A 13,526-nucleotide genomic window follows, 5' to 3' on the forward strand; every position below is an offset into this window, starting at 1 on the left:
CGGGTTTTTGGGAGCAGTATGGTCCGGCGCTGCTGATGCGGGAACACAGTGTATGGTAAAGAAAAAAACAGGATACGCAAAGCCCACAACCCGCTGATACTATCGATCGCAGGACCTGTCAATAACGGAGAGGTGGTGCTTCCTGAAAAGTTCTATTGCGTTTTGGGTTTTTATCCTCGCACGCCCGCTGTCCTGGAGGCCCATTGTAATTGTCATCCGGCCCCGGAACGTGCTCGTGACAAAGCAGGTTGTCGGCATGAAGCCACCCGGATAGCAGATGCAGGCATCAGTAAGCCCGGGACAATCAGGGAGGTTGACTGGCCCGGGCCGGGAGACCGTAAGCTAGCACTTTCGCGCTCCCCGCGTACCGGTTTAAGTAGGCAGAATTTCGATCTTCTTCCATGGATTGCCTGCACAAACCCTTAACAGCGAGAAACCTGCAACCCCCGGTCGTGAGATACGATGGTGAGAAACTGTCAAAAATCCGGGAGAAGATCTCCCTTGTCTTCGGGCGGGCAAGCACCTGGGACGACCGGACACTCTCAGAACGGTACAATATTACTCCTGACGGCGACCTGATTCTGATCGTAAAATGATTATAGCTCCCAGTCGGGATTATTTTCACTCCGCCCCCGCCACAATCCCCTGTGTCCGGACAGTAAACCGGATGTCAGGGTCTGCAGCAAGTATCCGTATGATACAGGACACGGATGCTCCCATCAGGAAAATTGGCTGGCGGCTTCATTAAAAAACCGTGGCCGGTGATACGATACAAAAGATACGATTCAGAACCGGATCGTGTTCTCGTCAGACCTCTGCTACGGGTGGCGGACACGCACAAACAACGCATCCTTACGGGAATACACAAACAACAGGGGTTCAACAGAAAAGGGGAGAATGTGAGCACTTCTATCCCGGTTATGAGGGAATACAAGAGCTCTGGTTTTTTCCACAGTATGAAAAAATGGTTTAGCAATACAATAATACCATCGTCCTTTGATTCTGACGGTTTTATGGATAATGCCGGAAATTCCAGGCTGCTCACTTGAGCTTTTTCTCAAGCTTCTTGAGCTTCTTCTTGGCACCTTCGCTCCCCGCAGCAGCCTGCTTCGAGAGTTCTTCTGCCTTGACCTTCTTTGCCTGGTTCAGCTTCACCAGTTGTTTCTTACTCGTTGGCATATCGTCACCTCGCTACCCTTTTGGCTGATTCTCATTAGCTTTTTTCCTTTTTAAAACATCCCTGTATCGTTATATCCACCGGTAAAAAAACCGGGTAAACGAAGAACTGACCTGTGATTTGCGTAACCATTCGGAAAACCATTCTATCATTCAGTTCATACGGGGATGCTTCACTCTCGCCGCTATTGGCGTGAACACATCTCATCTTTAAAGGGAGCGTTATATTCGCGGTTCCTGCAGCCACCAGTGGGGATTGTTCGTGGTAGTGATCCTTGCAATCACCCTTGTGCCCCTGATTGCATGGAAGTTCTGACGAATACGAATGCCGGGCGCCGCCACATTACGGCACCGAAACACCAATCCGTTCGCGCGGACAGGGAGTCCATCTTTTTTAAAACATGAGTCGGATATGGGAATGGTATGCGGTTATCGGGATTCGAATCCGGAATCCTTTTTTATGATTTGAGCATCGACGGTTTGTTATCGAAATAATTCTCACAGGGTATTGTTTCCGGGGTATTATTCCGGAAGAAGAAATAAAGAAAACCCGGAACGGAGTGGACAGCCTCCCGATGAAGATGGTTTCCCAGGGCACCGTTTCACCATAAGATCACTTCGACTTCACTGCCCATCTCAAGCCCCTCGAACCCGGCCGGGATGCAGACAAGGCCATCGCTCTTCACGAGCGTGTTCAAAAGCCCGGATTTGCCAAAGAGCGGGGTTGCAACACCCTTGTCCACCACAACGCGGACATACTCCTCCCTGCCCCGCTGGGAGGGAATATTTACCGCAAGGGTTGCCTTCACCGAGGGAATCCACGGCTTACTGAGCCCAAGCATCTTGTCGAGCAGCGGCCGGACAACCGTGATAAGAACAACAAATGCGGATGCCGGGTGGCCCGGAAGACCGAAGACCGGTTTTTCCCGGATAGTCCCGATGATCGTGGGCTTGCCCGGTGCAAGAGCGATCCCGTGAACCAGCACGGAACCTTTTTGGGCAATGCTCCCTGCGGTCATATCCCGGTCGTCCTTGGAACTGCCGCCGGAAAGTAAAACAACATCGCATTCCGGGACAGCACGTTCGAGCACATCCTCGAATGCCTCCCGGTTGTCCCCGACAATCCCGTAGAGTATCGGGACACACCCGTACTCATAAAGCCATGCCGCAAGCATCGGGGCATTCGCGTCCCTTACCTGCCCCGGCTTCGGCACAACAGAGGCCGGCACCAGTTCGTTGCCGGTCGAGATGATCCCGACAACGGGCTTATCTGCCACCAGAACGGATGCACGCCCGCAGGAGGCGATAACACCGGCATCCTGCGGCGTCAAATGTTTTCCCGGAAGGAAAACGGTTTCGCCGCACCTGAAATCCTCGTCCCGCATCAGGACATTTTCGCCATGAGATACGGATTTTTTCACAAGGACCGTGTCGCCAGCGGTCTCGGTGTACTCCACCATCACCACGGCATCGGCTCCTGCCGGCAGTACGCCACCGGTCGGGATGTAGGCACAAACCGAGTTCCCGATAACGAGCTGTGTATCGTTCTCGCCCATCATCACGCGGCCTGCACACGAGAGGAGGGCGGGAGCCGAGTCGCCGGCGCCGGTGGTATCGGAGCACCGGACGGCGTACCCGTCCACAATGGAACGATCAAAACCGGGGATGTCGGTATCCGCCGCAATATTCTCTGCCAGGATCCGGCCGGCGCACTGCTCGACCGGCACCGAAACCGCCCTGACCGGGGGGGCAATCTTCTCTGCTGCCGCTACTGCTTCCTTTACGGAAATGACGGTGAGAAACCGGGTCATAAAAAGCAGCCCGGCCGGCCGGCCAGGGTCGTTATATGGTTCGTCTTGCAGTACCCGGCTAAAGCACTCATCGGGAAGGTCGCATTCGCAGGGCTGGAAAAAACCCGGTGTCCGTTCATCTCCGGCGAGATTCCCGCATCGTTCATTGCCGGTGCCATATTTGCATTCCTCATGGGCGTTCGTATTCTGTTTATTGTTTCATTACGTATACCCCTTATGATCGGTGACAGGGGCAACGGGCGCAGGAACAGGACACTGAACCAGGAGAACAAGGAAAAAGCAAGAGACGGGGTCCGTAATTCCGGCCAATGGTGAGGTTATTCACCACATACCGGCTGCCGGACTGCATACCCTGTCAGAAAAAAATGTTAGCGGAAGGTTTCGATATCTTCGCGACCGTCTGCCCAGGTAATTATCTGGGAAACTCTCGTCCACCCGGTTCCATCCGGGTTGCCGACTGCCAGCATCACATCGTACGATGCGAGCGACCGGTCCCCGGCCGCATTTGGCAGGAGTGATTTTGTTTCCCCGTCATAGGTGCTCAGTCGGCGGACCAGCGCCGCTTCTGTCCGGGCCTGGTTTGCATCAGCGGGGATCTCGTCATAGACATCCTTCACTACCCAGAGTGCATCGTACAGGGTAACGGGCCCGGCGGACGGCGTGTATCCCAGCCGCTCTTTTATCCGGGTCTGCGGGCCGCTTGACGGATCACCATAGGCAATCCCCCAGACGGTGCCGGTCATGTTGGTCTGCGCAGCAAAACGGGCCGCGGCGGTTGAGCCGGTCAGGGAAGGGATCGCGGTATTCCCGTCGCACCCGAACCACCGGACCCGGGAGAGGTTCGGTTTACCTGCGGCTTCGTTCAGGATCGATGCGGACTCATCAAGACCAATGATGTAGACCCCGACACGGTCGGCACCATACCGGGTGATGGCATCGCCGGTAAGGATGTCAAGGGACGAGAGGGAGAGAGCAAAATCCGTTGCTGCGGGATCGTACCGGACGCCGTCGAGAATGACCCCCTTCCGGGAAGAGAACGCAGTCTTCGTTGAATTGAGAAGGCCTTCTCCCCAGATATCCCCGCGCCAGATCGGAACAATTGCCCGGATATTGTTCTTCCCAAGCAGGATACCCATGACCCGCCCCTGGGCCGAATCATCGGACGTGAGCCGGTATAATGAATCGCCGGGTATGGCAAGGGACGAAGTCGTGCTCCCGGCATCGAGGACAACCATCCCGTTCGTATCGGTATACTCTTTTATCGCTGCAATCTCCGCGCTCGTCATCTGCCCGAGTACGAACCTGCGCCCGTCGGCATGAACCTTTTTGACCAGCTCAAGAGCGGTTGCAGGGTCGGATCCCGTATCGTGGATAACAACGTTCACGCGGGAAGACGACCCGGTGTCCTGGTAATACTGGTTGATGTCCGCCTCTGAGGTGAGGAGGGAGGCCTTTGCCTGTTCCCCGAACGAGGCGTACGACCCGTTGAGGGGAAGGAGGGCGTCAACGGTGATAATCTTCGATCCGGCTGGTGCCGGGACGGCCGCCTTTTCAGGAGTCGTGGTGGTGCATCCTGCCATGAAAATAAGTGCGGCAAGCAGGATGAGCGATACAAGAGCGGAATATTTCATAGGGGCAAATTATCCGCTGGATAAAAAATGCTTTCGAATTATCTATCCGGAAGTTCAGCATGAAGGAAGAGGCCGATAGGGTATAACTCCCCGGTGTGTCGTTCCTCACAAGTGACGGGGAATTTTTATGGGATCGAACCGGAAAAGCAGGGGGAGCTCATCGGAATGATCATTGTTTATCAGGAGATTTCCTGCCCGCGAGCCGCATTTCGGATCGCATCCGGTCGAGAAACCTGCAGGGTCGTCTCCGGCCCAGGGTATGACAACATGTACGCTCTGATGACCCGGGGGATTTGAACCTTTCCCGGCAGGATTTAATTGCCTGAATGTCCATGGGGTAATTGTGCCCTTAAAGGCAGTTGTGGAAGGAGAGACCATCATCGGCCCGGACCTTCTCAAAGAGGAATGGGCTGACCTGATGCTGCGGCATAAGAAAGGGCTTACCGTCAGGATGGGATGCTGCGGGGCTGCGGGGCATTTGAGAGTTTCAAAAAAAGGAACGCAGCACTTCTATCATGCGGCTGATTCCGTATGTCATTATGAACAGGAGTCATGGGAGCACCTGGAGATCAAATACCTGGTATACCGGATTTGCCAGGCTGAGAACTGGGAGACGTACGTTGAATTTCCCTCCCCGGACCGGAACTGGATCTCGGACGTGTATGCAACCCGTGACGGCAGGAGAGTAGTTTTCGAGATCCAGATAAGCCCGATTTCCTTACATGATCTGGAAGAGCGGGACAGGAAATACCGTGCAAAAGGAATTGAATCCTACTGGTTACTGGATAATTTCCTGGGCAGATCACGGGATTTTGCATCCTGGTGCAATTCTCATCGTTTCAAAGAGGCCGACCGACCGGAAAAACCAGTTCCCTATATCGATCCTTTGCTGTTTGAGACCGGCCCCGAAAACCATATCTTCATTGCAAAAGGGATCCGGAGTGTCGGCCTTAGGAGAAAGAACCAGACGCTGTTTTCAACCAATAACAAGGAGATCCCGCTTGCGGTCTGGGTTAAAGAGGCCCTGAAAGGAAATTACCGGAACTATCTCGAAGAGACCGCTGCCGTGTATAACGGGAAGCACCGGCTCGTGATCCTGGCAGCGCCGGCACTGATCCGGTTTGAAGATTTTTACGAGAAGATCGTCCGGCAGAAAACATACCGGGAAAAGGCCGGGCACTATCATCACCGGTGCAAAACCGATACAGCGCTGATAAACGATACGGCATTGCAGAAGAAGTTCCAGGATCTTTTTGCTGAAATCGACTGGCTGGAGAACGAATATCGTTCGTACACGGCGGACAGTTACGGGTTGTTTACGTGGAAAAAGAGTGCGGGATGTGATACGCCACGGCCCTTTTTCCGGCCTGAATCCGAAGCGAAAATCAAAAAATTACAGGAGTGCGTGAAGATGTTCAGCCGGTGGGAAGAGGCATTTGAGAGGGCATTGAGCGGACTCGGGCGTGAAATTCACCGGTGAAAAGGGGGTTCAGAAGACCCGCCCCCAGCCCTTTGCCAGAAAATTTGCAGCAGGAATTTATACACCGTGTGTCCGGAAATTCCCGCTGCCAGGCTTTCCAGTCAATAAAAAGAGATCTTACGAGGATGCCGGTGCAGGGCACTCCTCGATCCAGATCTTCGACTTCAGGAGTAGTGCGGCAAGCACACCCAGGAGCACCAGGAGCGGCAGGAATGCCACGAGGATCTGCCCGTTTGCAAGGTAGGGATAGCCAACAACAACGAGGGAGTCGGTGATCGCGTGGAGCAGGACAGCGACCCAGATGCTTTCGGTCTTCAAGACCGCATAACTGAAGATGATACCGACCACTATCGCGTATACGAGATAGACCAGGTTCCCCATAACAAGGTTTGCGGGAAAATTCAATCCCATCAGGCTTAAGGGAAGATGCCATAATCCCCAGATGAGACCAACAAGGACAACTCCCTTATACCCGCCACAGAGTGCGAACAGACGGTCCTGGAGATAAAACCGCCAGCCGTACTCCTCCCCGAAGTATTTCGGCCACGCAACAAAAAAGGTCACGAGATAGATCCCCATGAAGGTGAAGAACATACCCGGATTATACTCCTGGGCCGGAAGGGCAAGGCCGGCATAGTGACTGATGAGCAGTCCCAGGATGAAGAGGGCAGAGAAGATGAGCGAAATTCCCAGGTAGTACCGGTAATTTTTCCCAAAGGACAACCGGGCCGGAGCAAGGCTCTCCCGCTTTGGTTTATCCAGGTTCTGGATGACAACAACCAGGAAGGCGCCAACCGAAACAATGACGGTGCACAACGGAAGGGGGCCGATTGTTCCCAGGATTGGCTGGAACAGGCCCTCGAAGAGGGAGACCGCCGAGGCAACCAGGAACGCAGCGAGGAAGATCTTCGCTTCCCTTGTCAGGGCCGTGGATTTGAAATACACCATGCAGAGGATAGCAGAGACCGCCGGGATGTACATCGGGATGATCATCAGCTTGTTTGCAAGTATCCCGGAACCGTACATTGCAATGCCGGCTAGTTCAAGAAGATACGTGGCCCCGAAGGTGAGGGCCAGAAACACGATCAGTTCCTTTTTCACCGTTTCCCTATCCGGCAGAACTGCGGTCATTACGGTACTCCTGCATTCATTCCAAAAACAAAGGGAACATTCCCGGAAGAAGAACGATCGTCATCCATGACAGACGGTTCAACCTCCCGTGGGATTAAGATTGGCAAATTGAACCGGTAGCCGGGAGCCGTTCCCGTGCCGGAAGTACAAGATGGCGATCTTGTCCTCCCCCGGTTTTTCCATGAGGTCCGGCCGCGTTCATTTCGCAAACCGGTGGTCAGATCATAGTGCGCCATGAGGAAGAGGAGGTTACCGGAAAATGTGCATCTAAAAATCATGCAAACGATAGGGGAAAAAATTATTGTGAGGCACACCAGATAGGAACAGGAGAACACCATGACAAGCCGTGACGAGATTCTCGATCTGCTCAAATCCTTAAGAAGTGATCTTACCGCACGGTATAAAGTCCGAACCATTGGCGTATTCGGTTCATTTGCCCGGAGAGAGGCACGGCCTGACAGCGATGTGGACATCCTTGTCGATTTTAAAGAGGATGCAGATCTCTTTGACCTCATCGAATTGTCCCAGTATCTTGAAGAAAAGATAGGTAGGCATGTAGATCTTGCTACCCCGGGGGCACTCCGGCCGGAGCTCCGGGATGGAATTTACCGGGATGTTGTGTACGCATGAGGGAATACCGGCTTCTGCTGCAGGATATCCTGCAGGCTGCACAAGACATCCGCGATTTTACGAAAGGGATGTCCAAAAACGATCTTGTTGATGATAATAAGACTCGTTCCGCGGTACTGTACAAGTTCGCAGTTATGGGTGAGGCAACGAAACTGCTGCCTGACCATATCCGTGCACAGTATCCCGATATCCCCTGGCGCAGCATCGCGGGTCTGCGGGACAAAGTTATCCACGGGTATATTGGTGTGGATTATGAACTCCTGTGGAAGACAATTGATACCAAAATTCCTCTTGTCATCATGGGACTTGACCAGATCCTTGATGACACCACCTGAAGATACCGGAGATTACAATCCTCAACCGGCTGATCGATTTTTACCGGAACACTCAAAAGAGAAGTGACCTTTTTAATGGGGGCACCCAAATACGCCACGGACGGGCACCGGGTACTATGATTGTGGGGGGTCTGCGCACAATTTATTAATGAAAGTCCGGTTGAAAAATAAAATGCAAGGTCCGGTAATCCGGATCCGGTTTTTAATCGCGATCGTGATCGCGATGATCTTTTTGAAATCGATGTTTGATGAAAAATGTTCAACCGGAGTCTGCCGGAAAAATTTCAATCAAGGTCCGGTTGTGAAAAGGTAGCCAGGTCTGTATCTGTCAAAAATGCCAGTTCACGACGGAAACACAATCGCGGATACCGGTTTTTAATCAGGGTTCGCCTAAAAAATTTTCATGCAAGATCTGCTGAAAATTTTCCAATCAAAGTCCGGTTGAAAAATAAAATACAGGGTTTGATTGATCCGGATCCGGTTTTCAATCGCGATCATGATCGCGATGAAAAAAAATCAAAGTCCGGTTGAAAACCGGAAACCGATCCTGCATGAGAACTCCCAGAGATCCCGGCCGGTTGCTCCGCATTCAGATAGGGAAGAAACGTGAATAACCTCATGAGATTATCGGGAAACCCCGGGTCAGTATTGGTGAAATGAATAGTACCCGGGTTTCAGAGTTCTTTTTATTCTCCCCCGGATATATGACCTCGTTATCCGCATCCGGTTGGCATTTCCTGGGCACAGATGGGGTAACGATAGTGGCGAAAAAGATCCCGATTAGAACACCATTAAGGGCCATTCTGTGAGGTCGTTTCCAGGCAGATTTTGGCAAACGGGGCGATATTTAAGCACATTTTCCACAGGAACCAAATCCGGGCCCAATCTGCTGTCCACCGCAACGGTGAAAACGGGCTGGATAGCAAACGAAGCCCTGTGCGGGCGTATTTTGGCATGAGACAGGTGTGGGGTCACGGGATCTTGTCGGGAGGGGGAGAGCAAGGGCACATTCTTCGGTAAGGGATTCCCCACGTTTGGGAGTACTTCCCGGATCTCTGCGTATAGGGCTCCGATTCCCTCTTTTTCCGGATCCAGAGGTCATAATTCGCGAAAATGGGGGAGAGTTTCGACCGTTTTTGATTGTTTTACAGATGTACATGTGAAATCGTGTTTTAGGATATTTGGGCGAGTGATCGCGGGGATCATTGGATCATGTGTGGGATTATTCAGAGAAGTGAATATGAAATCATCATGTATATTATTATGAACAGAACTAATTACTGAAATATGAGATTATCTCAAATAACGATAGAAAAATTGTTTTATAAGTATAATTTTGCTATATCCCTTCGTAATGAGGATAGAATTACGATAATCCATGGTCCGAATGGCAGCGGAAAAACTACAGTACTGGAAATTCTTAATAATTTTTTTAAATTAAATTTCAGAGATTTATCTAAAATCCCTTTTGCAAAAATTTCATTATCCTTTGATAACTTTCAAGTAATACATTTGTATAAAAATTGCCTTTTTGCAGCCGGTCTTGATGATTGCAAAAATCTTCAGAAATTATGTTATTATAAAAGAATTCTGAATGACGAAAGATTTGTTATTGTAATTGAATCACCAGACAATCTTGAGGATATTAGCAGTGAATATTTCTTTATTTCAAGAAGTGGATCAGAAAAAATTCTTGTTAACACTGGAGTTGAACATTCGGAAAAATATTTAGATTTTATTTCATTTGAAGACTTAGAAAAATTACAACAAGAAATATTATTGAGACTAAAAGATATGGAGTACCTTCAAGATCTTGATGAAAAAAGTAAACTCTATTATTCTAACTTCATTATCAGAAAATTTCTCGAAGAAGATACGGACTCTCAAAATATCCATGATCACTATGAGAAAGAATTATTTCGTCTTCGTAATATGCACGTAAATCTTGAAAATGAGATGAGAGTAAATCAAAATATTACTCCGGATACAAGGAATCGGTTTTTACATGATATAAAAATTGTTCGAATGAAAATTGAAGAGACTGAAGAAAAAATCCGAAGACAATCTCTAAGAGAACGACAACGTTTAATTGTGAAAAATAACCGAAATCTTTCCGATTATCAAAATACTCTCGAAAATTACTTACTCAAATTATCAAAAAATATTCGTCCTTTGTTAATTGGATCTCAAAGATTACAGGTTTTTAGTAGTAGTCGTATGAAAATGGGTAATGATACAATTATAAAAGGAGTGAATATTTGTGCTGATGAATTAAAAAGTCAGATGAATGCCGCAGAAAAAGCATATAATGAAGCTTCACAGGAACGAGATCAAACATTTATGAATATATTGATGGAGGGTATTTTAAGTAATAATAGGGAGGTGTCAAAAACAATAAGAGAGGATTTTGAACATTTAAGAAAAACACAAGAACATTTAGCTGAATTTGGCCTCTATAAATTAGAGAAAGATATCACAAGTCATTATTCGATAAACGATATTGATACTAAACCGGATGCACGAATTGCATTAGACTTATATATAAAACATACGAGCGAGAAATTAGACTTATACAATTCTTTAGACAATAAAATGAAAAAATTTCAACAAATTATTTCGGACCTTTTTACTGAGAAAAAAATTTGTTTTTCTCGCGATAAGGGTTTTTGGTTTATTGACACTCAAACAAATATTGAAATTTCACCAAGTAATCTCTCATCGGGTGAACAGCATATTGTCATCTTATTTTTTAAATTCTTATTTGAAGTACCAGACAGTGCTCTTGTTTTAATTGATGAACCTGAGATTTCGTTACATGTCGGCTGGCAAAGAAAATTTGTTGAGATTTTATCGGATATAGTAAAAATAAACGCGATGGACATTATGATCTCAACACATGCTCCGGCTATTATCGCTGATCGAGATGACTTGATGGTAAAAGTTGGAGGCAAGGTATAATGGATATTTGCGACGATTTAAACCAATTAAAACCTACACCAAACGAAATCCGAAACGAAATTCGACTTCAGCGAGAAGATCAAGGATATTCAGGTTCTTTTGTTCTTGTTGAAGGAAGTTCCGATTCCCGATTATATAAAAAATTTTTTGATAAAAAAAAATCAATTCCCGTTATTGCATGCGGTAAAAAGAAAATCCTTGAGTCTTTTTCGTTATTGGATGGAAAATTTAAAGGATTTATCGGAATTGCCGATGCTGATTTTGATATTATTTTAAAAAAAAATTGTCAATTCAGTAATCTTATTCTGACCGATATGACGGATATCGATTCAATCATTCTTTGTTCCGATGCTTTAGAATCAGTTCTTTCTGAATATGGTGTTGACAAAAAAATTGAGTTATTAGAAGCAAACTCTGGAAATAACATTCGGGAAATTCTTTATGACAATGCGTTATATATTGGATATTTACGCATTTTTAATCAATTGAAAAAAAAATCATGGGATTTCAAAGGAATACTTTATAGTAATATAATTTCACAAGAGACGTTCAGATTGGATAGAATAAAATTACATCATGAATTACAAAGAATTAACTTTCAAAATCTAATTAATAATGCATTATTAATGAGGTTATCTGATATTTTTGATGAGAGAATTCCCGATCCGGACAATATAATCAAACTCGGAAAAACATACCCCTGGCAAATGTGTAGAGGTCATGACTTAGTTGCAATATTACATTATGGATTTATTCATAATTTTGGAGATTATGATCGAGTGAAACACTGGAGAGACAAAAGTTCTTTAGAGGAAATTTTACGAACCGCATATAACGAGAGTTCATTTAAAAAAACTGGATTATACTCCTCAATTCTCCAATGGGAAACAAATAATACTTCATTTAATGTCTTAAAAAAGACCGAGTCAATTGAAAATAGTTAGTCAAACATCTCCACTCAAACCTAATGAAGCCTGACCGGGAGTTGATATCGAAGGAAGGAATGCCTCCCTTCAGTTGCAGAAACTCCCGCAACCAGCTCTTTTCTGATCAACACATTCATCGCAGTACTTACGGCAGGGTTCCCTGCGAGTGCAGCTCGGACCCCCGCCCCGGAAACCCCCGCATCACAATCACGCCCTCCGGGCACACCATCGAACACAGACTGCACCCGTCGCACCGGGCGGCATCGATCACGACCTTCCGGTCCGCAAGAGAGATCGCATGATACCCGCCATCCCGGCAGGCCACAACACACCGCCCGCAGGATGTGCACCGCTCCGGAGAGCCAATCGTTGCAGCGGAGAAGACGCCCGCTGAAAGTGCGGCATGCGTCCCGATCCGGGAGAGGGCCCGGCCCCGGAGTTCCCCGACACCCGCAAAGTGTTTCCGTGCAAGATAGTCCGAAAGACCTGCGTTCATGTCGCGGATGATCCCGGCCCCGTTCCACATGACCGCCGTGCAGACCTGGACTGCCGAGGCCCCGGCCGCGATGTACTCGGCGGCATCCTCCCAGCAGGAGATCCCGCCGATACCCAGGGCCGGGACCGGCAGTTCCCGGGCGATCTGCGAAACGATCCGGAGCCCGATGGGTTTCACCGCCGGCCCCGAGTAACCCCCGTAGGTGCTGTGGCCGGCAACAGAGGGTAAGGGTTCGAGCGTCTCGAGATCGATTCCCATGAGGCACGGGACCGTGTTGATGGCCGCAAGCATATCGGCCCCGCTATCGACCGCTGCCTTTGCAACCGGCAGGATATCTGTCACGCCCGGCGTGAGCTTCACGATCAGCGGGACGGTTACTGCCTTTCGCACCGCCCGCGTCAGGCTGGCCACGAGATCGGGATGCTGCCCGATGACAGCCCCGGTCCCCCGCTCGGGCATGCCGTGGGGGCAGGAAACATTGAGCTCGATCGCATCCGCCCCGGCGTCCTGCACGGTTCCGGCCAGATCCTGCCATTCCGCAGGATCGCCCGGGGCCATGATGCTCGCAATGAGGACCCGGTCCGGGAACTCTTTCCGGATTGCAGCAATCTCCGAGGTCCAGTACGGGACATCCCGTTTGCTGGCCAGTTCAATGTTCTCAAAGCCGAGAAGCCCGGCCTTCTCATCCTTCCAGCTCGAAAACCGGGGCGAGACATCCAGGATCTCCATGGTATCCGGGACAATGGTCTTTGTTACCGCTCCCGCCCAGCCAAGCCGGAATGCCCGCCGGATCTGTTCGCCAGACGCGGTCGGGGGACCGGATGCGAGCAGGAAGGGGTTGTTGAGCGTAAGCGGGCCGAGAGTGGTTTTAAGCGAGAGGTCTGATGCGGGCATGCCGTTTTTCCTTACCAGAAAATAGCGCCGGGAATCCATATGGTTGTTCTTACGGACG

Annotated in this window: 13 protein-coding genes; 7 read left to right on the forward strand and 6 right to left on the reverse strand. The window is 49.3% G+C overall.

Annotated features, from left to right (window positions below; genetic code table 11):
• Positions 1-99 precede the first annotated feature (99 nt).
• Positions 100-258 (reverse strand): hypothetical protein, encoded by a 159-nt coding sequence (locus tag WC598_RS09395; RefSeq protein WP_372961236.1) that lies wholly within the window; start codon positions 256-258, stop codon positions 100-102.
• Between the two features lie 194 nt (positions 259-452).
• Between WC598_RS09395 and WC598_RS09400 the strand changes: the two genes are divergently transcribed.
• Positions 453-596 carry a hypothetical protein gene (locus tag WC598_RS09400; RefSeq protein ID WP_372961237.1) on the forward strand — a complete coding sequence of 48 codons (144 nt, stop codon included), beginning with the start codon at positions 453-455 and terminating at the stop codon, positions 594-596.
• A gap of 445 nt (positions 597-1,041) precedes the next feature.
• Here the strand turns inward: WC598_RS09400 and WC598_RS09405 are convergent, their stop codons facing one another.
• The gene (locus WC598_RS09405) at positions 1,042-1,179 is read right to left on the reverse strand and encodes a hypothetical protein (protein ID WP_320160598.1); all 138 of its coding nucleotides are present in this window, start codon (positions 1,177-1,179) and stop codon (positions 1,042-1,044) included.
• Positions 1,180-1,778: 599 nt separating this feature from the next.
• Entirely contained in the window at positions 1,779-2,987 is a 1,209-nt protein-coding gene (gene glp, locus WC598_RS09410; protein ID WP_372961238.1) for a gephyrin-like molybdotransferase Glp, read from the reverse strand.
• A gap of 45 nt (positions 2,988-3,032) precedes the next feature.
• Between glp and WC598_RS09415 the strand changes: the two genes are divergently transcribed.
• On the forward strand, positions 3,033-3,302 hold the full coding sequence (locus tag WC598_RS09415; RefSeq protein ID WP_372961239.1) for a hypothetical protein: 270 nt from the start codon (positions 3,033-3,035) through the stop codon (positions 3,300-3,302).
• A gap of 53 nt (positions 3,303-3,355) precedes the next feature.
• On the opposite strand, the gene WC598_RS09420 is transcribed toward WC598_RS09415, so the two are convergent.
• Complete coding sequence (locus WC598_RS09420) at positions 3,356-4,618, reverse strand: ABC transporter substrate-binding protein (protein WP_372961240.1); 1,263 nt, start codon at positions 4,616-4,618, stop codon at positions 3,356-3,358.
• 343 nt (positions 4,619-4,961) lie between these two features.
• On the opposite strand from WC598_RS09420, the gene WC598_RS09425 reads away from it, so the two are divergent.
• Positions 4,962-6,098, forward strand: a complete 1,137-nt coding sequence (locus WC598_RS09425; RefSeq protein WP_372961241.1) for a competence protein CoiA — start codon at positions 4,962-4,964, stop codon at positions 6,096-6,098.
• A gap of 117 nt (positions 6,099-6,215) precedes the next feature.
• Here the strand turns inward: WC598_RS09425 and WC598_RS09430 are convergent, their stop codons facing one another.
• On the reverse strand, positions 6,216-7,229 hold the full coding sequence (locus WC598_RS09430; RefSeq protein ID WP_372961242.1) for a lysostaphin resistance A-like protein: 1,014 nt from the start codon (positions 7,227-7,229) through the stop codon (positions 6,216-6,218).
• Positions 7,230-7,565: 336 nt separating this feature from the next.
• Here WC598_RS09430 and WC598_RS09435 point away from each other — a divergent pair, with 336 nt between their 5' ends.
• The 4 genes from WC598_RS09435 to WC598_RS09450 all read left to right on the forward strand — a co-directional run bounded on the left by WC598_RS09435 (position 7,566) and on the right by WC598_RS09450 (position 12,096).
• Positions 7,566-7,859 carry a nucleotidyltransferase family protein gene (locus WC598_RS09435; protein WP_372961243.1) on the forward strand — a complete coding sequence of 98 codons (294 nt, stop codon included), beginning with the start codon at positions 7,566-7,568 and terminating at the stop codon, positions 7,857-7,859.
• A complete protein-coding gene (locus tag WC598_RS09440; protein ID WP_372961244.1) occupies positions 7,856-8,194 on the forward strand; it encodes a DUF86 domain-containing protein in 339 nt (112 codons plus the stop codon). The genes WC598_RS09435 and WC598_RS09440 overlap by 4 nt, the downstream gene beginning before the upstream one ends.
• Before the next feature lie 1,287 nt (positions 8,195-9,481).
• Positions 9,482-11,152 carry an AAA family ATPase gene (locus WC598_RS09445; RefSeq protein WP_372961245.1) on the forward strand — a complete coding sequence of 557 codons (1,671 nt, stop codon included), beginning with the start codon at positions 9,482-9,484 and terminating at the stop codon, positions 11,150-11,152.
• Entirely contained in the window at positions 11,152-12,096 is a 945-nt protein-coding gene (locus WC598_RS09450; protein WP_372961246.1) for a hypothetical protein, read from the forward strand. Before WC598_RS09445 ends, WC598_RS09450 begins: the two co-directional genes overlap by 1 nt.
• A 127-nt stretch (positions 12,097-12,223) precedes the next feature.
• Here WC598_RS09450 and preA read toward each other — a convergent pair whose 3' ends face one another.
• Complete coding sequence (preA, locus tag WC598_RS09455) at positions 12,224-13,468, reverse strand: NAD-dependent dihydropyrimidine dehydrogenase subunit PreA (protein WP_372961247.1); 1,245 nt, start codon at positions 13,466-13,468, stop codon at positions 12,224-12,226.
• Positions 13,469-13,526 lie beyond the last annotated feature (58 nt).

Source organism: Methanoregula sp., from assembly GCF_041645475.1.
Taxonomy (GTDB): Archaea; Halobacteriota; Methanomicrobia; order Methanomicrobiales; family Methanospirillaceae; genus Methanoregula.